Origin of the sequence: Streptomyces sp. NPDC019937 (genome assembly GCF_040631655.1) — a bacterium.
Taxonomy (GTDB): domain Bacteria; phylum Actinomycetota; class Actinomycetes; order Streptomycetales; family Streptomycetaceae; genus Streptomyces.
Map to the genome: position 1 here is coordinate 111,316 of NZ_JBEYAL010000001.1, position 22,333 is coordinate 133,648.

Below are 22,333 nucleotides of genomic sequence, written 5' to 3' on the forward strand. Positions count from 1 at the left end.
AACGCCGCGGCAGTTGCCCGCCCGAAGCGGGTCGGCGCCTGCCTGCCAGGTGCCCGTTCCACCGGCGCGTCCCACGCTGAAGAGCTGCCCATGCACCCGGGCCATCAAGCACCCACCACGACGGACGGGGAAGCCGTCCGGAACCTCGACTCCACCCACTGACAAGGACGAGAAACCATGACCAAGACACTGCTCGCCGAGTTCACCGCCCGAGAGGGAGCGGAGGACGAGGTCGCCCGCCTGATCCGGGACTACGCCCGGAAGGTGCGTGACGAGGAAGGCAACCTGGCCTTCGACGTCTACACCAAGGCGGCGAACCCGCGCGCCTACTGGATCTTCGAGGTCTACCGGGACGAGGACGCCTTCAAGGCGCACCTGAACGCCCCGTACGGCACCCCGTTCAACGCGGCCCTCGCCCCGCTGATCGAGGAGAACGCCTCCGTGCTGACGTTCCTCGACCCGCTTGCCACGCATCCGTAACGAGACGTCGGAGCCCGGCGGCGACCCGGAGCCGGAGCGCGGGAGACCTCTCTCACCGAGAGCCGAGAGCCGAGAGCCGAGAGCCGAGAGCCGAGAGCCGTGCGCCGGTAGCCGCTCCGGCCGACCGGCGCACGGGCCCCGGCTTCTCACCGCCAGATGGACTTCAGCTGCCAGGCCCGCAGGTGATCGAGGGTGGCGGTGCCGCCTTCGGCGAAGACCTCGACGCCGGTGCTGGCGGGGTCGGGGAAGATCTGGTCGGTGATCACCGCTTCGCCGCTGCCTCCGAAGACCTCGACGGACGACCAGTCGACCAGGATACGTAGCTTGACCTGGCCGTTCTTCGGTTTCAGGGGCGCGGTCTGGACGCCGGGGAAGGTGCTGTTGAAGTCCCCGGCGCCGGAGCGGCCGCGGTCGACGTACAGCTCCTGTGTCGTGGTGTCGTAGCCGATGACGGTTTCCTCGCCGCCTGCTCCGGTGCGGACCTTCAGGCCGAAGCGGTCGGCGTCCTCGAGGGAGAAGGTCGCCTCGAGGTCGAGCGCCTTGCCCCTGGCGGCGGGGCCCGTCAGGGGCTTGGACGTGCTATGGACGGTGACGCCGGCCGCCGTCGCCGGGCGCTTCTGCCGGAGGGACGCCAGGCTGTCCACCGGCTTGCTGGTCAGCCGGACCCTGCCGTCGACGGTGCGCAGGGCCATCTCCCTCGGCACGCTCTGCGCGCCGCGCCAGGGAGAGGTGGGGACGGACTGCCCGTAGTCCCAGTTGTTCATCCAGCCGATCATGTACCGCTTGCCGCCCGGCGCGTTCTCCCAGGACACCGCCGCGTAGTAGTCCTTGCCGTAATCGGCCCAGTCGGCGCGCCGCACGGAGGACTTGGCGGGCTGGTCGGCGGCGGTGAACTGGTCGGCCAGGACGTGCGTGCCGAAGGCGTCCCCGGTCGCCGTCCATTCGCCGTAGGTTCCGCCTTCGACGTCCTGCACGGCCTTGCCCGTGGGAGGGGTGTAGGTGCCCTTGTCCTCGGGCGTGAACTTCTTGCCGTCGAAGTCGCCGACGAAGTACTGGGCGGCCGAACCGCCCGCGATGCCACCGGGGTTGATGTTGACGACCAGCACCCACTTGATGTTGTTCTTGTCCCCGTCGACGGCGAGGGGGAAAAGGTCGGGGCACTCCCACACACCGCCCGTCGCACCGGCAGGCCCGAACTCACTGCGCAGCTCCCAGTCCTTGAGGTTCTTGGACGCGTAGAACCTCACTTTGTGCTCGGTGGACAGCGACACCGTCATCAGCCAGCTCTTGGTGGGCGCGTGCCACTGGACCTTGGGATCGCGGAAGTTGGCGGAGCCGATGTCGATCACGGGGTTGCCCTGGTACTTGGTCCAGGTGCGGCCGCGGTCGGTGCTGTAGGCGAGCGACTGGGCCTGCTTGCCGCCGTTCTTGTAGGCGCTGGTGTAGATCGCCACCATGGGCGGGTTCTTCTCGGTGCCGAACCCGGTGGTGTTGTTCCAGTCGACGACCGCGCTGCCGGAGAACACCATCTCCTCGTCGTCGTGCGACAGGGCGAGCGGGAGTTCCTTCCAGTGCACGAGATCCTTGCTCACCGCGTGCCCCCAGGACATGTCGCCCCAAGAGTCGCCGTTGGGGTTGTACTGGTAGAAGAGGTGGTACTCGCCCTCGTAATAGACCAGGCCGTTGGGGTCGTTCATCCAGTTCTTCTGCGGGGTGAAGTGGAACTGGGGCCTGTAGGTCTCCGCGTACGCCGGGGTGTTGGCAGCGACGGCCCGGGGGGCGAGCGGCGTGGCGGACAGGGCGCAGACCGTCGCCACCGCCGCCATCAACCGCATGCGGGCATACCGGGATGCGCGTCCAGAGCTCATGGATCGAGACCTCCTTGTCCCGCGGTCGTCCGCCCAGCGGCGAGTGGGGCTCCGGCGCGGACGGACCGCAAAGTGACACCCCGGGCCGACGCCGACGTCCGTGCGGCCGACCAGGAGTGTCATCGTTGACTTGTGTCATCGATGACATCGAGTGCTCGATTATGAGGCGCACTCCGGCCGGTGCGTCAACGGTGCGGGCGTGATTGCAGGGCCACGGCCGCCGCGAGGCCTACGCACCGGCCTCGCGGCGGGCCGGCGGCATCGGGACGCCGAACTCGGGCATCGGCTCGCCCGGCAACGGGATGGGTCGGGGCGGGTGGTTCGGCCGGTCGGGCACGCGCATCCTGCTGCCGAGGGCCACCCCCAACTGGAAGCGGTTGTCGACCCCCAGTCTGTCCATCAGCGAGCGGAGGATGTTCGTCACCGTGCGGGGACTGACGCCGAGCCGGCCGGCCGCGCTCGCGTCCGTATGCCCGGCGAGCAGCAGTACCACCAGCTTGCGCTGGCGCTCGTCCAGGGGCATGACGGCGGCGAGCCTCTCCTCCAGGGGCGGCCGTACCGGGACGGACCGTTGTTCGCCGCCGGGTATCCGGAGGCTGCTGCGGCGCACAGGTGTGGGGTTCGTTGGGCTACGCACGAGGCTCCCCTGGTCGGTGTGGTCGGATGGGGTGCAGCGGCCGGGCGCCGCCGTTTTTCCGGTGGGTGGGTTTCTGCTCAACGGAATGGCTCCCCGTGGGTCGTCGATTTGACTAAAATTGACTGACTGGTAATATTCGTCCAATATCCGTCCGTGCGGCCGAGGAGCAGGTGTGAAGAACTCGGGGGAAGTCGGTGCGCGCATCCGACGCATGCGCCGGGCAGCCGGAATGTCCCAGGCCGAAGTCGCCGGCGACGACCTGTCCGCCAGCTACATCTCGCTGCTGGAGGCCGGCAAGCGGGCGCCGTCGGCGGACGTACTCGCCCAACTGGCCAGGCGGCTGGGCTGTGACCCGTCCGACCTGACCGGCGCCCCCGCGGAGATCTCGGTCAACGAGCTCCAGTTGTCGCTGAACTATGCCGAGATGGCCCTGAACAGCGGGGACCCGGACGCTTCGTTCGAGGCGTACCGCACGCTTCAGGAGAAGGTGGGCTTCGTCGACCGGCCCGAGGTCTGGCACCAGGCGGAGTACGGCATGGCCCGGTCGCTGGAGCACGGCGGCCGGCTGGAGGAGGCGGCCGACCGGTTCGAATCCCTACTCACGGCGTCCCTGGACCGTCCCGACCTGGTGCCGCGTCTCCCCACCGCGATCGCGCTGTGCCGGTGCTACCGCAGGCTGGGCGACCTGTCCCGTGCCATCGAGGTGGCGGAGTCCACCCTGGCCGATCTGGAAAAGCTCCAGCTCGGACCGACCGTCATCGGCATCGAACTGCTCTGCACCCTGGTGGGCGTCTACATGGAGCGCGGCGACCTGCGCCGGGCGGCGCGCCTCGCCGCCCAGGTGATCGAACAGACCGGGACGGTCACGCACTCCCGGGCGCTCGGCGCCGCGTACTGGAACGCCAGCGTGGTCATGCACCGCAACGGCAACACCGCGGACGCCCTCACGCTGATCGAGAAGGCGCTGGCCATCTACGCGGAGGGCGAGGACCAGCGGGCTTTGGCGCGGCTGCGGAACGCCTACGCCATGCTTCTCCCCCCGTCGGAGACGGCGCAGCCGGAGGTCGCCCGCGACGTTCCCGACCAGAGCCTCACGAGCTTGCGCGGGGTCGGCAGCGGCGTGGACGTCGCCTACTGCCTCTCCGCCCTTGTGTCGGCAGAGCACGCGGTGCATGGGGCACCGGGAGACCTTCCTGACGGGCCAGAAGCCGACGTCGCGCACGGAGGGAAGGCGCGGGAGGAAAAGTGACCGCCGCGAAGGCGGTGGAAGAAGGAACGCCTCTGCCGCCTTCGCGCGTTGAGGCCCCATTGTCAGCAGCAGAGTGGGGTGTCGCCGACGACCGGGTACGCGTCGGGTGCGGGTGCGGGTGCGGGTGCGGGTGCGGGCGCGGGCGCGGCGGTGACGGCGGGCGATCCGGAACCGGCCGGCCGCTCGGCATGCGCGGCGGACGCCACCGGTGCGGCGAACAGCACGAGTGCGACGGTCGCCGAAAGGCACCTTAAGCGATTCATCTTCAGTCCTCACTCTATTCCTGCCGACAGTGGTAAGTGATTCCTTTTGTGACTCACTTGACTGCCTCGAGTCAAATGCTGGCACAGCATGACTCGGTGGTCAACACCGGAATTGCGTGAGACGAGAAAGGCGTTTCGTTGATTTTTGGGCGGTTTATGGGTCGCCGAGAGAGGGGTGAAAAGGTGCTGAATTTCGCATAATGGTAGCCAGGAAAAAGATGCGCTCCGCGGGTCATGACTAGGGTTTTGTGACAGCCAGTTAAGCCGTGCCCCTGCGAACGGAAACGGGGGCTGGGCTGGTCGTCAGGGCCGGGTCGGTGAGCGCCACCGGTGCCAGGACGGCGTCCACCGCGGCCTTGAGATCCTCATCGAGGACGACGTCGCACGCCGCGGCGTTGGCGGCGATCTGCTCGGGTCCGCTGGCCCCGAGCACCGCGGCCGCTACGTTCGGCTCCCGCAGCACCCAGGCCAGGGCCAGGACGGGCAGGGGCAGCCCCGCCTCCTCGGCCAGCGGCAGCAGCCGCTGCACGCGGACGAGGATGTCCTCGCGCAGCACCTTCTCCATGAAGTGCCCCCCGAACCCCTTGGTGTCGGTCGCGCGCGACCCGGCCGGCGGCGGCCGGCCGGGCAGGTACTTCCCGGTGAGGACACCCTGCGCCAGCGGGGAGAAGGCGAGCTGGCCGAGGCCCAGCTCCCGGCAGGCCGGAATCACCTCGGCCTCGATCACGCGGTGCAGGGCCGAATAGCGCGCCTGGTTGGACACCAGAGGCACCCGCAGCTCGCGGGCGAGGCCCTGCGCGGCGCGGATCTCCTCCGCCCGCCACTCCGACACGCCGATATAGAGGGCCTTGCCCGCGCGGACCACGTCGGCGAAGGCCGTCATGGTCTCCTCCAGCGGGGTGCCGTGATCGAAGCGGTGGGCCTGGTAGAGGTCGACGTGGTCGGTACCGAGCCGGCGCAGCGAGACGTCGATCGTCTCCATGATGTGCTTGCGGGACAGTCCGCGCTCGTTCGGCCCGGGGCCGACCGGCCAGTACACCTTGGTGAAGATCTCGACCCCCGACCGCCGTTCGCCCGCCAGCGCACGGCCCAGGATCTCCTCGCCCGCGCCGAAAGCGTAACCGTCGGCCGTGTCGAAACTGGTCACACCGCAGTCCAGCGCCGCCCTGACGCACGCGCGGGCGCGGTCCTCGTCGATCTGCCCGCCGTGGGTGATCCAGTTCCCGTACACCAACTCGCTGACCTGCAGACCGCTGCGGCCCAGCCGGCGGTGCCTCACCTCGTACCCCTCACGCCGCGCCGTCCGTCGCCGGATCGGTCCAGAAGTGCACGGCCACGGTCCTGCGCAGGACCGGTGCCGGGGCCCGCACCAGGGACACGCCGTGCAGCGAACGGGCCGTCGTCTCGATGAGAACGCTGCGGTTGAAGGAGGGCACGATCCGGGCCGGGGACGCGCCGTCGACCGGTTCGCCCAGCTCCAGCCAGCCGCCGTCCTCCGGGCACCAGCCTTCGGTGAGATACGTGAACAACGAGTACCGGCGCAGCCGCCCGGTCTCCGGGTGCCGGTTGGAGCCGACGTGCGCGTGGTGCACGGCGCCGTGACCGGCGAGCCGGTAGCTGCCCCAGTCGCCGTCCGGTTCCGTACGCAGCCCTTCCACCTCCGTCACCTTGCCGAGGAAGGCGGCGAGGTCGCCGCCGAGCAGGGCCTCGCACAGGTCCCGCAGGGCCGGCCCGGCCAGCTCCCGGTCCTGGGAGTGCCAGCGTGGAATGCCTGGCTTCGCCTTCATCAGGGCGGTGTCCGGGTAGGCGTCGGCGGCGGCGTGCAGGGCGTCGGCGGGAAGGATGCCGTCCCACACGTAGTGCGGGAAGGGGTCGGCGCGGAAGCAGGGCTCGTGCGCCGCGTTCAGCTGCCGTTCCATGGCCGCGTAGTCGATCACTGGTGTGCCTGCCTTTCTCGGGGACGCCGCGGGGCGTCCGTCGGGGTGTCCGCGGAGAGGCCGGTGGGAAGGTCCGCCGCCGCTCCGGCCGGCGAGACACCGAGCCGTGCCCGGCCGTTGGCGCAGGCGCCGTCCGGCAGGGCGAAGCGCCAGCCGTGCTGGGGACAGACGACCGCGTCCAGTTCCGGGTCGTAGTCCCCCGGGCCGAGCCGCGCGCCCAGGTGGGGGCAGACGTCGGGCACCCGGTACGTCCCCCTCGGCGTCTCCAGCGTGAACGTGCCGGCCGGGCGCTCGCCGCCCTGTGCCGTCCGCCGCAGGTACGCGGCGAGGTCGTCGGGATCGCTGCACCGCAGCACCGACATGAGCTCCTCGTTGTACGCGCCGATCCCGGGCCGCCAAGCGCTGAAACGGAACGAGAAGAGGAATTCCTCCCAGCTCATCCCGCCCTCCAGGATCTCCGGCAGGTACCGCGAGGACAGGGTGAAGCGGTAGTCGTACGCGTCGGTCTCCGGCCCGGTGCCCTCGCGCACCTCCAGCGAGTGGAAGTCGACGAGCCAGAAGCCGCCCCCGGCGCCGCGCACATCGAAGGCGGCGACGGCGTCGACGGCACGGCACAGGCTCTCCCCGGCCGCGAACAGCGCCGTGAAGTGGGCGGCGAAGCCGTCGTAAAGGCTGTGCCGCGGCTCCGGGTACCGGGCGGCCACCTCGGCGATGGCGGGGGCGCGTCTGCGGGCGTAGTCCGCGAGGTAGGGCGCGAGGTTCTCCCAGTCGAATCCCCGTCGGATCTCCGGGTCGGCGGTCAACCGTCCCGTGGCCACGTCGAGTTCGTCACCCGGCAGCGGTGCCACGGTGCGCTCCGCCAGGCCCGGGTGGTCGTGGCGGAGCCACGCGAGCAGTTCGGGCGGCGTGGTGAACACCGAGGACTCCGCAAAGAAGTGCGGGGCCAGCTCCGGGTCGAGCAGCGCCGGCGGCCCGGCGAACGCGACCGCGGTGCGCGGGGCCAGGGCCCGCATGTAACGGGTCCACCGGCGCATGGAGTTGACCCTCTTGCGCTGGGCCGCCTCCACCTGTTCCGCGGCGGGGAAGGAGTAGGCGAACGGGAACCAGGTGGCGCCGGAGAACTGCGCCAGGACGACGTCGATGCGGGGATGGAGCCGGCGGATGGTCCGCAATTGGTCCCGGTCCACCTGGCAGTCGTTCAGGTTGACGACGACCTGGCCGGTGCCGGTGTCCTCGATGACGAGGGCCGAGTCCTGGTGCCGGGGCGTGGGGGAGTGGATCAGGCGCAGCCGGAGCGGGCCGGCCTGGAACACCGTCTGGTCGCCGAGGAGGACGGGCGCTGGGCCGCGCAGCGTGCGGACCAGCCGCTTCCAGGTGGGCAGCGGGTAGTCGGGCATCAGCAGCGTGACCGACGGGTCGAGCGCGTCGAGCACGTCGGCGTCGAAGTGGTCCTGGTGGTCGTGCGACACGTACACATGGGTCGCCTCGTGCACGAGCGGGGCACAGGAACTGTTGTCGGGCAGCTGGTGCCAACCCGACAGGAAGGCCCCGCCCTCGGAGAACCACGGATCGCAGACCAGCTTCACGCCGTCGGCCTCCACGAGAACGCCGGCGTGCCCGAGGAACGTGATCTTCATGGCTGCCTCCACGGAGGGGTGCGGTGGGCGGTGCGCGGCTTGCGCGCCGCGACGAGGTGCCGCGCGAGATTGGGGTCGTCGGAGCCGGCGAAAGGGCGTCCCCGTACGCATACGTCGAGTCCGGCGGCCGTGAGCGCGGCGGTGAGCCGCGCGGCGGTCGGGACGTGCAGCACGGAGTGGAAGACCTCGGCCGGCCGGCCGCCGGGGCCGTCGTCCACCGCGACGATGCGGTGACCGAGCAGGGCCCCGTCCGCGGCGGTGAACCCCTCGCTGAGCAGCAGGTGCGGGCCGTCCCGGAACACCGAGCCGGTGCGGCGCCGGTGCACGCGCCGGCCTTCGTCGAACCCCGCGGTGCCGTCCTCGGCCAGCCTCAGGTCCAGGACGGCGGTGCCGCCCGGACGCAGCCCCCGCACCAACGAACCGAGCAGCTCCTGGAAGACGCGCGGCGCGAAGAAGTTGGTGGCGTCGTAGGTGAGCAGCATCGTGTCGCAGACCACCTCCCCGAGCCGGGCGGCGTCCGTCGCGTCGCCGCGGACGAAGCGGATGTGGTCCTGCCCGGCGAAGCGGCGGCGGGCGTGTTCGACCACCGCGGGGCCCGCGTCGACGCCGACGTACGCCGTCAGACCGTGACCGCCCAGCGCGGCCGCGTAGGCGCCGGGTCCGCACAGCGGATGGTACACACAGCCCGCTCGCCACCCGGGCAACTCGTCGCGCAGCCAAGCGAGTTGCTGCTCTATCACCGCCGGGGGGCGGGACGAGTCCGTCGTCGTGGTGTCGGTCTGCTCCCGTAGCAGCCGGGCGCTGAACTTCGGGTCGCCGTACGGCAGGGGAGGGAGAGCGGCGATACGATCCGGCGGCAGGCCGGCGAGGTCGGGCAGCTCCGGCCAGAGGAACGGGGCCCCGTGCTCAAGGAATTCCCGGGCTAATTCCCGCACCCCGTGGTGCGCCGCTGTGTCGACCAATTCCATACCGACTCCGTAGCCTGCGAAACATGCCCGCCCTGCACTCCATTTCGGATTCAGGTTCCGTGCGCCCGATCGGCGTGGTCAACTTTTTTGCGGATACCAGCTAATCCTTGGACTTCCGTCCGGCGGCCCGGGCATGATGCGCGCTATGTTCGCGAATTCATGCACCGTTGTGCTGGATCTGGTTCCGCACTGTTCCTCGTCGCCGCGCGAGGCGTGGAGCGGGGACGACGATCTGCGTCCGCTGAGCGACGAGGGAACACGGCAGGCGGAAGTCCTCGGCCACGTCTTCTCGGAGGGGGTCGACGCCGTCTACAGCAGCCCTTCACTGCGCTGCCGACAGTCCGTCGCCCCGCTGGCCGCCGTCGCCGGGGTCCCCGTGGTGGCCGACGACCGGCTGCGGGAGGCGCGCGGGTTCGCCGAGCCGGCAGCCTGGACCGAGGGGGTCTTCGCCCTCGTCGGCCCGTCGCTCGGCGGCGCGTGGGCGGCCGGCCGGGCCGTGGGCGCGCTGGTGGAGATCGCCGCCCGGCACGACGGCGGCCACGCGGTGGCCTGTTCGCACGGCGACGCCATCCCCGCCACACTGGCGTACCTGTCGGCGGCCCACGACTGCGCGCTGCCGCGGATCGTGAGCCGGGGCGCCTGGTACCGGCTGCGGGTGGAACGCGGCCGGCTCACCATGACCGGTATGCGCCCGTCGGGCCCTGCCTGAGGACCGGGCTCCGGAGGCTCCCGAGGGCTTGCGCCCGGCGGCCGATGGGCTCGGGCCGGCATGCGGAGGACCTCAAAGATCCCGCTGCGCCTCCTCCACCAGCGCCGTCATCACCTCCACCCGCCGTCGCGTGCCGGGATCGGCGGCTGTCTCTGCGCGGGACGCGGCGTCCCGCGCGAGCAGCCGGTCGGCGAACCGCACCACGGGCAGTCCGAAGTGGTAGGCGGCCACGAGACGGTAGGCGAGGACGACGTCCTCCGGGTCACACGGGCTCCCTTCTTCCGCCATCCCCATGGCGTGGCGCGTGGCGGCGGCGCCCCCGAGGGCGAGTGTGGCGGCGGCGTCCAGATCCGCGGCCACCGCCGACGACAGGACGAGGGTGGCCAGATCCTCACCGGCCGGTCCCAGCCCCGCCTGACCCCAGTCGATCGCCACCGTGCCCCGCGCCGTCCGGAACAGGTTGCGCGGTGTCAGGTCCCGGTGCACCAGCCCCGTCGGCAGGGACCGCACCGTCCGGACGGCCTCGGCGTGCCGGCGGGCCAGCGACCGCAGCGCCGTGGCGGTCCCCGGCCGGAACAGGCCGCGCACCGTCGGATCCGCACTCGTCTCCGCGTCGGCGACCCGTTCGATCAGGGCGAACCGCCCGCGCAGCGCGGCTTGTTCCAGGAAGGGCCTGCACCACCATTCCCGGGACGGCGGCGGCCGCCGCAGCGAGCGGGCGTGGAACCCGCCGAGGAACTCGGCGGAGTCGAGCAGCTCACGCGCTGTCCAGTCCCCGCCGGGCGTCCCGTCGACCCGCTCCAGCCACAGCCGGAGCCGGCCACCGGGACCCGGCACGATCCCCAGACAGCGGACGGCGGCGAACCGGCCGGTGAGGGCGTACGGGAGCGACGAGCCCAGTACCAGCGCCTCGCGCCGCCAGTAGGCCCAGTCCGCCGGACCGTCGCCGCCGTCGTCGATCTGCCGGGCCAGATCATGCGGGCCGGGCACCCAGGGGCGGTGCCGCACCTGTTTCAGCACCATCTCCCACGCGCGGTCGTCGCCGTCACCGTCGCCCGAGGCCGTGCCCCGCACCGCGTACAGCCCGTCGCTCCCCCTGCTCCAGCTCTCGTAGCCGATCGGCTCACCCGTCCAGCCGCTCACCTCGGCCATGGGATCGCCCAGCAGCGTCCGTACGGGCTCGCGCAGGTCCTCGGCGGTGAGGTCGGGCAGCGGCCCCTGGTGACGGTACGGCGGACCCGGCACCGGTGCCGCCGTCAGCCCGCGCGCCGCGCGTCGGCGACGGCGGCCCGCAGGTAGGTGCGCAGTGGTGCGCTGGGCACCTGGTCGAAGCAGGCGAGGGCCGAGGCGTGGCCGACCTCCAGCGACTCCAGTTCCACCTCGAGGCGGCGCCGCAGCACGGCGGCGAGCTGAGAGTCGTCGTCCGGCGCCGGCTGGATGCGGGAGAGGTAGTGGATGACGTTCGCGAAGGCGAGGGCCGCGTGCACGATCCCGAACACCGGACGGTCCTCGTTCTTCCACGGGGAGTGGAAGCGGGGGCCGTCGTCGGCGAAGGACACGCCCTCGGCGTCGAAGGACTCGTTCAGCCACGAGTGCGTGGCCTCGTGTACGAGGGTCTCGCCCAGGCGCAGCGGTTCGTCGGTCCAGTTCAGGACGACGGTGCCGGGCAGGAAGTCGAACGTGTGGCTGCGGCAGGTCGCCCCGAGCGGCACGGCCTCGGTCCAGACGACGACGGCGGTGGAGGAGCGCAGCACCTCGCCGCCTACGGCGAGCGCGGCGTCGACTGCCTCGTTCAGGGCCCGCGCGATGCGCGCCCGCTCCTGCGCGTCCTGCTCGGTCGAGCCGCCGAGCAGGTACATACGGCTGCCGAGGCGGTCGTCGTCCACGGCGTCGCAGTCCACCGCCCGCAGCACCAGGACCGGTCCGACGGCGGTCCGCACGGCCTCGGCCCGCAGCGCCGCCCGGTTCTGCCACAGGCGCACGGCCCGCCGAGCCCGGTCCTCGTCGCGGGTCCGCGCGGCGAGGCGCGCCTGCTGGAAGGCGTGGTGCAGGACGGCGTTGTCGAAGGCGTCCGGAGCGCCGTCCGGGCCGTCGAGCTCCGTGCCGGGCACGAGACTGCGCAGGCTGGCGAGCAGCGTGCGCGCCCGCTCGGCACGGTGTCGCACCAGCCGCGCGGTCAGCTCGGTCCGGAGCGAGGTGACGGACGCGGACGCCTCGAGGGTGTCGGATGCGGTCATGATGGTCTCCGGTCCTTTCGGGGCGGTGGTCATCGTACGGCGCTCGGGGCGGCCCACCGGTCGAGGTGTTCCGCCTTCTCGGCGTCCGTCAGCGGCCGGATCTCGCGGATGTAGTCGAAGGGGGACTTGACGGCGAACTGCCGCCGGTTCCAGCAGGGATAGGTGGTGCCGATCAGTTCGGCGACGATGCCCATGCCGACCGTCTCGCCGACCCGGCCCGGCAGTACGGGACGCAGCGCGCGAAGCCCGTCCAGGAGTTCCCGCCGACGGCGCGCGACGGGCTCCGGGGTCTCCCCGGGCCGGCGGGCGGCGAGCCGGTCGTACAGATGGAAGGCGAGGGATTCGGCGAAGACACCGGTCAGCCAGGCGCGGTCGGTCCCGGACAGCGGACCGCCGCGGGCGCCGACGGCCTCCTCGGTGCGCAGCCACTGGCCCATCCAGGACGCGGCGCCCCCGCGCAGCAACGCCTCGGCGCGGGACGGCGCGTCGGACCCGCCGGGGGAGAACCGGGCCACGTCGCACAGGTCGGCCGGTACGGCGGCGCCCGCCGCGTCGCCGAGGACGACCGCCCCCAGCGCGAGGTCGACGATGTACCGCAGGCCGACGCCGTCCAGCACCCGCACGGCGTCGCCCACCGCTGCCCGGTCCGGCGCGGTGGCCGGGGCGAGCCGCAGCCGGCCGCCGTCCTCGGGCATGCCCTGCAGGACCGCCAGACGGGGACCGTCCGGCAGGGCCGCCGGCGCGGTGCCCACCTCGGCGGGGTCGACGGCGATGTCCGGGGCGCCGGCGAGACCCACGAGGGCACGGGTGAGCGGGTCGGGCAGTTCCGTGGTGTCCGGCGTCCCGCTGCCGGCCACCACGGCGGCACGGCGGGCCCAGGCGGTGCTGTGCGGCTCGACCCACAGCAGGAACGAGTGGATGGCCCGGCCGTCCAGCGAGGCGTTCCAGTAGCGGTTCTGCGTCTCGTCGTCGTCGATGACGGGGAGGAGGAACATCGCGGTTTTCCCTTTCAGACCGCTGCCGGGAGGGCCGCGGCCACATGGTCGATGACCTTGCGCCGGTAGTCGCAGTACTGCTCCTCGAACCCGGTCCCCTCGAAGCGGAGCCGGTCGGGAAGGGCGCCGCCGCGGCACGAGGCCTCGTGCGAGCAGCCCGCGCACTTGTCGAGCAGCGCGGACAGGTCCCGGCGCAGCGCGGGGTTGGTGTCCAGGGTGAGCAGTTCGTCCATTCCGGTTGCCGTGTCCACGGAACCCAGCAGCGCGCCGGGCATGCTCAGTTCGTCCGAGCTGCCGATGCGCCCGTCGGGGTAGAGCGTCACGACGAAGGGTTCCTTGCGGTCACTGAAGCTCGTGTAGCTCGTGGGCAGCCCGGACAGCGACCGGATGACACTGAAGAAGGGCTCCAGCACGTACGCGCCGTAGGAGCGGGTCGCCGACCAGTGCTCGAACGCCTCGATCAGGAAGTCGGCGTACTCGTCGGGCGTCGTCGCCCAGCCGGGCATGCCGACGCCGTCGGGGTTGAGGATCTGGAGCGACTGGCGGTTCGGCGTCCGGTAGTCCTTGCTCTTCACGTTGAAGTCGAGGCACCCGGAGAGCTTGACGACCTTCACGGCCTCGAACGTGCTCAGCGAGTCCAGCACGTCCGCGGCCCGGCCGAGGATGCGGCGGGTGACGACGACGATGACACCGACGTTGCGGCCCCGGGCCGCCATCATGTCGAGCGCCTTGGTGACCTTGGGGTAGGTGGGGCGATCCCGGAAGTCGACGCGGTGCGCGTTGCCCTGCTCGTCGCCGTCGAGGCTGATGCCGATCTCGATGTCCGGCCATTCACTGTCGAAGAAGTCCAGCCACGCCTCGTTCAGGAGGATGCCGTTGGTCTGCATCGAGACCGTCACCGGGCCCTCGTAGGCGCGCAGTTCGGCGAACAAATCGCCCATTTTTCGGCGGCCGATCAACAGCGGTTCGCCGCCGTGCAGTTCGACCGCCAGCGGCCGTCCGCCGCACAGGGCGAGGAACTTGCGCAGAACCTCCGGCTTCAGCATGAGGGCGTTGGGGTACGGCTTGCGCCGCTCGTAGCAGTAATGGCAGTTGATATTGCACATTTCTCCGGGGAGTTTGAGCATCGCCAATATGGTTTCCCCGGGAGCCGGCAGCTGAAGTTTCATGGTGCAGCTCCTCCGTGCTGAATGTCTGGGAAAATGCTCTCGTGGTGGTGGAGACGCGTCAACGAAATGCTTTTCTTCTTGCGTGAACCCGCACGCGGCGAATTCGTCACCGGGCGGCGGTGAGCGCGTCGGCCCGCCGTGCCCGCGCCGTCTTGGACACCAGTGCGGCGGCGGACAGCCAGTCCGTCTCGCCGACGGCGGCGGTCAGCCGGTCCAGGCAGGGCACCCGGCCGGTCACGTCGGTGCGGCCGGGGAAGACCGACTCGTACGGCACGTGGACGGAGCCCGCCGTGCTGCCGGTGGCGTCGAGGACCAGGCGGGCGAGGCAGGCGATGGTCGTCTCGGTGCGGGAGCCGATGTTGAACACGTTGGAGCCGGGCCGCCACGCGCCCTCGGTGGCCGCGAGGTCGAGCAGGCGTCGGGTGAACTGGTCGATGTCGGTGAAGCAGCGACGCTGGCTGCCGTCGCCGTGGACGGTCAGCGGCTCCCCGGACTCGGCCTGCCGGAAGAATGTCGGCACCACCATGCCGTAGCGCCCCCGTTGGCCGGGGCCGACGACGTTGAAGGGCCGCACCGTGAGCACGGGCCGGTGCCGGGCGGCCTCGCGCCCGAGCCGTTCCATCTCCCACTTGCCGGTGGCGTAGCCCGGGCTGCCGCCGTCGTACGCCAGCGGGACGGCCCGGTCCACGGCCCGCTCCTCGCGCAGCTCGGCGGTGCTGTCGCTGAGACCGTAGACGGCGGAGCTGGACACCAGCACGACGGGTGTGTCCCCGGTGTGGGCCAGGACGTTCGCCGTTCCCTGGCGGCCCACCGCGTAGGCCAGTTCGGCCTGCTGTGCCGCGAGCCGCATGCCGACGACGCCCGCGAGGTGCAGCACCAGACCCGTGCCGCGCGCGATCTCGGCCACCGCGTCCGCGTCGAGCACGCTGCCGCGCACCAAGGTGGCACCCGGGACCGACGCGACGGACTCGGGCCGGCCCGTCGTGAGGTCGTCCAGGACCCGGACGGGATGGCCCGCCGCGGCCAGGGAACGGACGAGCCGGCTGCCGATGAAGCCGGCGCCGCCGGTGACGAGCACGGGTGTCGAGGGGGTGGACCACATGTCGGTGTCTCCTTCGGATGGGAAGCGGGGGAGGGGCGGCCGAGGGGATCGGGGGTTTCGCGCGGGGGCGGGAGCGGTGCCTCAGCAGCGTCCGGCGCGCTCCGCGGTCCGCAGCAGCGCCCGCGCCCACCCCAGCAGCCGTGGCGCCCAGCCCGAACGCTCGTGCGGTTCCGCCATGTCGGTGAAGTGCGCGTAGGTGACGAGCTGGTTGAACGCGGCGACCGGTTCGGCGAGCCGCCACACCTCCCGGCACTCGGCCGTCGGCATCAGCGGCGACCAGCTCGCGAAGTACCGGTCGAGGGCGCGGGATCGGACGCCGGGGTCCGGGCAGCTCCTGAGGGCCGCCGCGATGTCCAGGAACGGGTGGCCGACGGAGGCCTCCGCCCAGTCGAGGAACACCGTCCGGCCGGTCGCGGGGGTCATGCCCCAGTTGCCCGGGTGCAGGTCGCCGTGGACGAGGCTCTCGCCGGGCGGAGCCGTGGCCAGCGCCGCGCACAGTTCGGGCAGCCGGGCGCAGGCATCGGCCAGTCGGACGGACTCGGATGCACTCAGCGGGTCCGGCAGTCCCGAGTCCGGGCCGAACAGGTCGCCCCGCTCCGACAGCGGCGCCAGGCCGGCCAGTGCGCGCGGGGTGCGCACCCAGCAGCCGGCGGTGGTGAGGTCGGCGGTCCGGCCCAGCCAGTCGCGCTGCACCGCGCCGAGGACGGCCAGGGCCCGGCCCCGTGCCTCGTCGGGCAGTTCCGTGCCCGGCCGCAGGGCGACCCCGCGGGTGCACCAGCCCTCGTCCGGCGGCCCGGGTGGCAGGACCTCGGGCACCAGACCGGGGTGACGGCCCGCCAGCAGGGCCAGCACCCGGCCCTCGTGTGCGAGGGACGGCAGCGACTGCTTGTGGAACACCGCGCCCCCGCTGGTCGGGCAGCGCAGCACGGCCGACAGCGCCCAGCGTTTGACGTCCTCGACGGGCCCCGTGCGCCGCAGGCCCGCCGCGGACAGCCGGGCGTCGATGACGGCCACGGCACGCGGACGCCAGCCGGGCTGCCGCCAGGGGCGTTCGGCGGCGCCCGTGCCGAGGGGTCCCGTGCCGAGGGGTCCCGTGCCGAGGGGGCCGATGTCAGTGCCGGAAGAAGCGCTCACCGGTCACGATCCAGCTCATGCCGTGGGCCGCACAGGCGTCCCGCAGCGCGTCCGCCTCGGTCGATCCGGCAGGCGTGACCAGCTGGGTGACGCCCCGGCGGGCCGCGATCTCGACGACCTCGACGAACGGGAAGTGGTTGTCGGCCGCCAGGGTCACCCCGGACAGCGGCGGCATCGCGTTCCAGTCCGGTTCCCGGTCGGCGTCCCGGGGGTCCGCCAGCACCCCGGCGAACTCGGCGCGGACCGAGGGGGTCAGGTCGCCCTCGGCGAGCCGCGCCCGCCACACCGCGCGTTCCGCGGGCCCCACGCCCTCCCGGAATGTCAGGCCCAGGACGTCCGGATGCCGACGACGCTGCCAGGTCCGGGCGCGGGCCGCGGCCAGGCGGGTGCAGTCCAGACGGTTCTGCTGCCCCATGCCGATGCCGATCGTGCTGCCGTCCACGACGAAGGCCATGGCGTTCGACTGCGCGTGCCGGACGGCCTCGACGGCGACGGCCAGGTCGTCCGCGCTACCGGGCGTGCCGCACTCCGTACGCGTCCCGCCCGCGAACCCCGGCAGCGGTGCGGCCGAGCGCGTCAGCCGGAGTCCCGCCGTCTCGACCGACTCCCGCGCGGTCCCGCCGTGCCCGTTCGGCTCCTCGCCCTCGTGGGAGCGCAGCAGGATGAACCGGCCGTGGTTCGAGCGGGAGAGGCTGGCGAGCGCCTTGGGGGTGAAGTCCGGGGCGATGACCCCGATGGCGTTCGCGAACAGCGGCACGTGAGCCGCCGTGACCGGCTCGGACACCGCGACGAAGTCCCCGTAGGAGCACTTGGGCGCGGTGTTCCGGGCCCGTAGGACGGCCCGGCCGAGGGCGCCGTCCGGCAGCGGCCCCCGGTCGTGGAGGTCCTGCTCCTCCGGCCGGAAGGGCCCGCCGAGCGCGACGCCCGCGGGGGAGGTGTGCTTGAACGAGGCGCAGGCTGCCACGCCGGTCCGCTCGCGCAGGGCCAGGACCGCTTCCCGGGCGCCGAGCGCGTCGAGCACGTTGATGTACGAGGGGCTGCCGTGCAGGAGGGTGAAGGGGGGCCGGTCCGGGACGACCGGTTCCGCCCAGGCCGTCTCGTGCGGGTTCAGCCCCCGGGACAGGGCGATCATGAAGGCTCCGGCGCGGTGAGGGGGATGGGAGGCGTCTTTCGGGACCGGAGGACGTCCAGGACCCCCGTCTGCCAGCCGAGTTCCCACACCAGGGCGGACAGGGCGGCGGGGGCGCCCGCGCGGGCGGCCGTGACCGGCAGGCGTAGCCAGTCCGCCAGATGGCTTCGCCAGGTCACGGGATCGGTGCCGTGCGCGGCGAACTTGCGCCGCAGGGCCACGATGTCGTGCCCCTGGAACCTGCCCCTGCGGAACCTGCCGCGGTGTGTGGCGCGGATGCCGACCGACACGACGGTGTCCGCCACGCCGATGGTGCGGCCCGCCAACTGGGCACGCCAGGACAGGTCGACGTCGGCGAGCGCGGGCAACCGCTCGTCGAAGCCGCCCAGTTCCTCGAACAGGCCCCGGGAGATGCCCATCAGCCCGCCCAGCACGTGCGGTTTGAACAGGCTCGCGGTCAGGATGTCGGGGAGCTGATCGGGCGGTGTGCCGCGCAGTACCTCGGGCGGGTTGAGCCGCCGGTAGTCGATTCCGGCCGTGACCAGTTCGGCCCGGTCCAGCGCCGCCGCCATCGCCGCGACGTGGTCGTCGGCGATCTCGTCGTCGGCGTCCAGGAACAGAAGACGGTCGGCTCGTGTCGCGCGTGCACCCGTGTTGCGGGCGGCCCCGGTGCCCCCGCGCACGGGGCGGGTCACGATGCGGGTGTCCGCCGGCAGGTGGCCGCGGTGGTCGTCGACGACGGCCGCGAGGGCGTCGGTCGAGCCGTCGTCCACGATCACCAGACCCCAGTGGGCGTCGGTGCGCTGCCGGCCGAGCGCCGCGAGCTGCCGGCCCACGCAGTGCGCGCCGTTGTGGCAGGGGATCACGACGTCCAGGCGGCTCACGAGGTCTCCAGCAGCTCGCGTCCGGGCGCGGCCACGGCGTCGTCCACGGCCCGGTACAGGGCGCGCATCCGGCCGTCCTCGTGCGCACCGGCGGTGTTGCGGAACACGTGCACCGGCGGCAGGTAGGGGGGTGGGTCGTCGAGGAGCAGCGCGCGGTACACCGTGCTGACCTTGTCGAGGGTGTAGCTGTTCTCGTAGTGCCGCATGCTCTTGCCGCGGGAGACGACGCGGTCGGCGGCCAGTTCGACGGGGACGTCGAGGTAGACGATCAGGTCGGGCAGCAGGGTGCCGTGCGCGTGGTGGCGATCCAGCGTCTCGCGGGCAGGGATGCCGTACAGCACTTCCAGATAGGCGGCGTCGCTGAAGATGTAGCGGTCCGACAGCACGGTGCGGTCGCGGAGCAGGTCGTCGATCGCGCCGGCCTGCAACTGCTTGTCGCGGAAGTAGGCCTCGGTGATCCGCCGGTGGCTGTGCCGGTGCGTCCGGTCCTCGCGGACGTCGATGATGACGCGTGCCGCCTGCGGATCGAGCCACGAGTGCTGGCCGATGCGGGACAGCGGCCGTCCCTGCGCGCGGACGTGTTCGGCGATGAGCCGTGCGGTCGTCGTCTTCCCGGATCCGTCGACGCCCTCCAGCGCGAGGAATCCGTGGTGCGTGGTGCTGGGCAAGGGGATCTCCCTGTCTGCTGTCCGGGTCATGTCGTCGCCGGGGCCGAACGCCGCGCTGCCCAGGCGAAGGCGTCCTCCATGACCTGGGACATGGAGGAGTAGGTCCAGGTGCCGTAGCGGCCGAGCGGGGTGATGCCGAGGGAAGCGAGGTGGCTGATGGCCTCGTCGGCGGTCTCCCGGGCTTCGTCGGTGAAGACGACGTAGCCGGGGTCGCTCGTGAACACCCGGGTCCCGACGACCCGGCTGCCGGGACCGAGCAGCTCGACCGTCCCGACCGCGCGCAGGACATCGGCCACCAGTGCGTCGTCCGCCGCGCGCGGCCCCTCGGACGGTTCGAGTACCTCGGCGAGCACGCCCCAGCCGTCGGCGGGTGCCATGTCCGGGTCGAACTCCGTCATGAAGACGAGGCGGGTGAAGGGCACGTCCTCACGCGTGTAGTACCGCCAGTGCCCGGTGTCGCGCGGGCGCGGCCCCTGGACGGCGAGCGCCACCGACCGCACGCGGTTGCGGGGCAGCGCACGGCAGCGTTCGACGAGCGCCTCGGGCGTCCCGCGGCACAGCTCGACGGTGGCGGGCAGCGGGAGCGTGGAGACGCAGTCGTGCGTATAGCGGAAGTCGGTGACGCCCTCGGGCGAACGGGTGCGCACGGTACGGGACCCGGGGTCGACGGCGGTGACGGTGTGCCGCAGCCGCAGGTCCCGGACGCGGCCGGCCAGCGCCTGCGAGAGCACCTCCATGCCGCGCAGGCCGCCGGGGGCGGGCCGCGGGTACCAGCCCCGCGCGTTGTAACCGTCCGCCGGGCGTGCCGAGTCGGCGCCGCGCTCGATCTCCGCGACGCTGGGCCGGGTCAGGTTCCAGTGGAAGCCGGACGCCGACAGCGTGCCGAGCGGACGCCGCCACAGCTTGCGGTTGTACGGGAAGAAGAACAGCTCGCACAGGGTGCGGCCGAAGGCGCTCATCAGCAGTTCCTCGTAGTCGCCGGGAGCCGTGTTCCGCGCGTGCGCGGCCCGCAGGTCCGCCAGGCAGGCGGCGCGGACCTCGCGGGGCAGGCCGTGCAGGTTCAGCTGGACGGGGAAGCGGGTGGTGCCCCGGGCCGTCTCGACCCGGGCGTCCGGGGGGCACGGGCGCAGGACGTCACCGAGCAGCGCGCGGACGCGGGCCTCGACGTCGGGATGACTGAAGTAGAGCAGGTGGATGACGCGGTCGAACCAGTAGGTCCCGACGCGTTCGGTGCGCACCAGGCCACCGGGCCGGTCCGCTGCCTCCACCACCACCGCGCGGTCGCCGAGCAGGGAACCGGCCGCCAGTCCGGCCAGTCCGCCGCCGAGGATCAGCACCTCGGTCTCCACTTCACGGTCCGCAGGGTCCGCCCACGGGGACGGGTCGAGCATGTGCCACCTCGCAGGGCCGACGGGACGGGCGCCGGGCCGCTGGAGCGCGGCGGGCGCGGGGGTCCCGGCGGACGGCTGCGGACAGCCGCCCGCCGGTGTGGCGCAGCGGATCAGACGGCGTCCGAGGCCTGCTCCGTGACGTGCTCCCAGGGCTTCACCGAGACCGCCGACGAGTGGGCGGTGTCCTTGGCGCTGACGGACTCCAGGTCGTACGACTTCACGGCGTCGACGAACGCGTCGAAGGTGATCTCGTTCTTCTCGGGCATGATGTACCTCTTCCTTTTACGTCGAGGAACCCGTTGATTCCCTGGAACGAAATTAGCAGCGCCCGGACGGCCGGATCAACGAATTGCAGAGGCTTTGATTTCCGATATCCGCAGCGTTTTATTCCGGGAATGCGGAATGCGGAATGCGGAATGCCCGGCCGGCGTCCTTTTCGGAAGGAGGCCGGCCGGGTGGTCGTGCGACCGGGTCAAAGACGCGCCACGCGCGCGCCGACGGTACGTCCGGTGGTGTCGAACAGCAGCGGCGCGGTGTCGGCGAGGGCGGCCAGGTCGTAGTCCAGGTGCGCTTGCAGCAGCACGACGAGGTCGGCCTCGGCCACCGCAGCGTCCAGCGACTCGACCCCGGCGACGCTCCGCCCGTGCAGCCGCAGGGTGCGCAGATGGGGGTCGTGGAAGCGCACGAGGGCGCCCCGGTCCAGCAGGAGTTCGGCCACGGGCACCGCCGGTGAGCCGCGGCCGTCGGCGATGTCCGCCTTGTAGGTCGCCCCGAGCAGCAGCACACGGGTGCCGCGGACGCTGCGCCGCCGGTCGTCGAGGAGCCGGGCGATGCGGTCGACGACGTACGCCGGCATCCGGTCGTTCACCTTCTGCGCCAGCTCCGGCAGCCGTAGCGGGAACCCCGATTCCCGGCCGCTGAAGGTCAGGTAGCCGGGGTCCACCGGGATGCAGTGGCCGCCCACCCCCGGGCCCGGCCGGAACGGCTGGAAGCCGAACGGCTTGGTGGCCGCGGCGGCGATCACCTCCCACACGTCCACGCCGAGCCCGTCGCAGTACACGGCGAGTTCGTTGACGAGCGCGATGTTGACCTGCCGGTACGTGTTCTCCAGCAGCTTGGTGAGTTCGGCCGCCGCCGGCGTGCTCACCGTCACCACCTTCTGCACCATGCGCTCGTACAGCGCGGTGGCGGCCTCGGCGCAGCGGGCCGTCACGCCTCCGACCACCTTCGGGGTGTTGTGCAGTCCGAACGCCGGATTGCCGGGGTCGATCCGCTCGGGGGCGAAGGCCAGCAGGAAGTCCTCGCCGACCGTCCGCGAACCCTGCGCGAGGAGGGGCAGCACGACGTCGGCGGTGGTCCCCGGGTAGGTGGTCGACTCCAGCACCACCAGCCCCCCGGGGCACAGCCGGGGTGCCACCAGGCGCACGGCGTCCAGGACGGCGCTCAGGTCGGGCACGGAGTCCCGCAGCGGCGTCGGCACGCAGATGGCGACGGCGGCCGCGGCGGCGATCACCTCCGGATCGGAGGACGGGGTGAAGCCAGAGGCCAGCGCCTGGGCGATCTCCTGGTCGGAGATGTCGTCCACGTAGCTGGTCCCGCCGGCCAGGGCGGCGACGCGGCCGGCGTCGAGGTCGTAGCCCGCGACCCGCATGCCGTTGCGGGCAGCCGCGACGACCAGCGGAAGTCCGGCGTAACCGAGTCCGATGACGGCCAGGTCATACCTTTCAGCCACGGCCCCGACTCCTTCCAATATGGCGGAAGAGGATTCTGTGATCCGCCGTGGACGGCGGCACGTTCCAGCAGGATGACCGAGACGCCCGGCCCGCGGCCAAGGAATTGCGCAAATGCGAACGGAAGAAGGTGCCGGCCGTCTCCG

Annotated in this window: 22 protein-coding genes; 3 read left to right on the forward strand and 19 right to left on the reverse strand. The window is 72.1% G+C overall.

From position 1 onward, the window contains the following. Nucleotides 1–177 precede the first annotated feature (177 nt). Nucleotides 178–480, forward strand: a complete 303-nt coding sequence (locus ABZ562_RS00370; protein WP_361471777.1) for a putative quinol monooxygenase — start codon at nucleotides 178–180, stop codon at nucleotides 478–480. A 146-nt stretch (nucleotides 481–626) separates the two neighbouring features. On the opposite strand, the gene ABZ562_RS00375 is transcribed toward ABZ562_RS00370, so the two are convergent. Together ABZ562_RS00375 and ABZ562_RS00380 are read right to left on the reverse strand one after the other, a co-directional pair. Continuing rightward, complete coding sequence (locus tag ABZ562_RS00375; protein WP_361471779.1) at nucleotides 627–2,348, reverse strand: glycoside hydrolase family 32 protein; 1,722 nt, start codon at nucleotides 2,346–2,348, stop codon at nucleotides 627–629. A 229-nt stretch (nucleotides 2,349–2,577) separates the two neighbouring features. After that, nucleotides 2,578–2,958: a helix-turn-helix transcriptional regulator gene (locus tag ABZ562_RS00380; protein WP_361471782.1), complete on the reverse strand. Its 381-nt coding sequence runs from the start codon at nucleotides 2,956–2,958 to the stop codon at nucleotides 2,578–2,580. 199 nt (nucleotides 2,959–3,157) lie between these two features. Between ABZ562_RS00380 and ABZ562_RS00385 the strand changes: the two genes are divergently transcribed. After that, nucleotides 3,158–4,234 (forward strand): helix-turn-helix domain-containing protein, encoded by a 1,077-nt coding sequence (locus tag ABZ562_RS00385; protein ID WP_361471784.1) that lies wholly within the window; start codon nucleotides 3,158–3,160, stop codon nucleotides 4,232–4,234. A 62-nt stretch (nucleotides 4,235–4,296) separates the two neighbouring features. Here the strand turns inward: ABZ562_RS00385 and ABZ562_RS00390 are convergent, their stop codons facing one another. The 5 genes from ABZ562_RS00390 to ABZ562_RS00410 form a co-directional block, all read right to left on the reverse strand. Further along, nucleotides 4,297–4,497, reverse strand: a complete 201-nt coding sequence (locus ABZ562_RS00390) for a hypothetical protein (RefSeq protein ID WP_361471786.1) — start codon at nucleotides 4,495–4,497, stop codon at nucleotides 4,297–4,299. 259 nt (nucleotides 4,498–4,756) lie between these two features. After that, nucleotides 4,757–5,776: an aldo/keto reductase family protein gene (locus ABZ562_RS00395; RefSeq protein ID WP_361471789.1), complete on the reverse strand. Its 1,020-nt coding sequence runs from the start codon at nucleotides 5,774–5,776 to the stop codon at nucleotides 4,757–4,759. 10 nt (nucleotides 5,777–5,786) lie between these two features. After that, nucleotides 5,787–6,434, reverse strand: coding sequence for a 2OG-Fe(II) oxygenase (locus ABZ562_RS00400; RefSeq protein WP_361471791.1), 648 nt, complete (start codon nucleotides 6,432–6,434; stop codon nucleotides 5,787–5,789). Beyond that, nucleotides 6,431–8,071 (reverse strand): MBL fold metallo-hydrolase, encoded by a 1,641-nt coding sequence (locus tag ABZ562_RS00405; protein ID WP_361471794.1) that lies wholly within the window; start codon nucleotides 8,069–8,071, stop codon nucleotides 6,431–6,433. Before ABZ562_RS00405 ends, ABZ562_RS00400 begins: the two co-directional genes overlap by 4 nt. Continuing rightward, nucleotides 8,068–9,039: a class I SAM-dependent methyltransferase gene (locus ABZ562_RS00410; protein ID WP_361471796.1), complete on the reverse strand. Its 972-nt coding sequence runs from the start codon at nucleotides 9,037–9,039 to the stop codon at nucleotides 8,068–8,070. Before ABZ562_RS00410 ends, ABZ562_RS00405 begins: the two co-directional genes overlap by 4 nt. Nucleotides 9,040–9,184: 145 nt before the next feature. Between ABZ562_RS00410 and ABZ562_RS00415 the strand changes: the two genes are divergently transcribed. Continuing rightward, complete coding sequence (locus tag ABZ562_RS00415; RefSeq protein ID WP_361471799.1) at nucleotides 9,185–9,748, forward strand: histidine phosphatase family protein; 564 nt, start codon at nucleotides 9,185–9,187, stop codon at nucleotides 9,746–9,748. Nucleotides 9,749–9,820: 72 nt separating this feature from the next. On the opposite strand, the gene ABZ562_RS00420 is transcribed toward ABZ562_RS00415, so the two are convergent. The 12 genes from ABZ562_RS00420 to ABZ562_RS00475 all read right to left on the reverse strand — a co-directional run bounded on the left by ABZ562_RS00420 (nucleotide 9,821) and on the right by ABZ562_RS00475 (nucleotide 22,189). Then, the gene (locus ABZ562_RS00420; protein WP_361471802.1) at nucleotides 9,821–10,993 is read right to left on the reverse strand and encodes a phosphotransferase; all 1,173 of its coding nucleotides are present in this window, start codon (nucleotides 10,991–10,993) and stop codon (nucleotides 9,821–9,823) included. An 11-nt stretch (nucleotides 10,994–11,004) separates the two neighbouring features. Beyond that, nucleotides 11,005–11,985, reverse strand: coding sequence for an HEXXH motif-containing putative peptide modification protein (locus ABZ562_RS00425; protein ID WP_361471805.1), 981 nt, complete (start codon nucleotides 11,983–11,985; stop codon nucleotides 11,005–11,007). 29 nt (nucleotides 11,986–12,014) lie between these two features. Further along, nucleotides 12,015–12,980: a hypothetical protein gene (locus tag ABZ562_RS00430; protein ID WP_361471808.1), complete on the reverse strand. Its 966-nt coding sequence runs from the start codon at nucleotides 12,978–12,980 to the stop codon at nucleotides 12,015–12,017. A gap of 14 nt (nucleotides 12,981–12,994) precedes the next feature. Beyond that, complete coding sequence (locus tag ABZ562_RS00435) at nucleotides 12,995–14,149, reverse strand: radical SAM protein (protein WP_361471811.1); 1,155 nt, start codon at nucleotides 14,147–14,149, stop codon at nucleotides 12,995–12,997. Nucleotides 14,150–14,255: 106 nt separating this feature from the next. Continuing rightward, nucleotides 14,256–15,251 carry an NAD-dependent epimerase/dehydratase family protein gene (locus ABZ562_RS00440; protein ID WP_361471814.1) on the reverse strand — a complete coding sequence of 332 codons (996 nt, stop codon included), beginning with the start codon at nucleotides 15,249–15,251 and terminating at the stop codon, nucleotides 14,256–14,258. A gap of 81 nt (nucleotides 15,252–15,332) precedes the next feature. Further along, nucleotides 15,333–16,385, reverse strand: coding sequence for an aminoglycoside phosphotransferase family protein (locus ABZ562_RS00445; RefSeq protein WP_361471817.1), 1,053 nt, complete (start codon nucleotides 16,383–16,385; stop codon nucleotides 15,333–15,335). Continuing rightward, nucleotides 16,363–17,517, reverse strand: a complete 1,155-nt coding sequence (locus tag ABZ562_RS00450; protein WP_361471818.1) for a hypothetical protein — start codon at nucleotides 17,515–17,517, stop codon at nucleotides 16,363–16,365. The genes ABZ562_RS00445 and ABZ562_RS00450 overlap by 23 nt, the downstream gene beginning before the upstream one ends. After that, on the reverse strand, nucleotides 17,514–18,398 hold the full coding sequence (locus ABZ562_RS00455; protein WP_361471821.1) for a glycosyltransferase family 2 protein: 885 nt from the start codon (nucleotides 18,396–18,398) through the stop codon (nucleotides 17,514–17,516). Before ABZ562_RS00455 ends, ABZ562_RS00450 begins: the two co-directional genes overlap by 4 nt. Next, nucleotides 18,395–19,066: an AAA family ATPase gene (locus ABZ562_RS00460; protein ID WP_361471823.1), complete on the reverse strand. Its 672-nt coding sequence runs from the start codon at nucleotides 19,064–19,066 to the stop codon at nucleotides 18,395–18,397. Before ABZ562_RS00460 ends, ABZ562_RS00455 begins: the two co-directional genes overlap by 4 nt. 26 nt (nucleotides 19,067–19,092) lie before the next feature. Beyond that, entirely contained in the window at nucleotides 19,093–20,457 is a 1,365-nt protein-coding gene (locus ABZ562_RS00465) for an FAD-dependent oxidoreductase (protein ID WP_361471826.1), read from the reverse strand. Nucleotides 20,458–20,567: 110 nt separating this feature from the next. Next, entirely contained in the window at nucleotides 20,568–20,723 is a 156-nt protein-coding gene (locus tag ABZ562_RS00470) for a hypothetical protein (protein ID WP_361471829.1), read from the reverse strand. Between the two features lie 206 nt (nucleotides 20,724–20,929). Next, nucleotides 20,930–22,189, reverse strand: coding sequence for a nucleotide sugar dehydrogenase (locus tag ABZ562_RS00475; protein WP_361471831.1), 1,260 nt, complete (start codon nucleotides 22,187–22,189; stop codon nucleotides 20,930–20,932). Nucleotides 22,190–22,333: the final 144 nt, after the last annotated feature.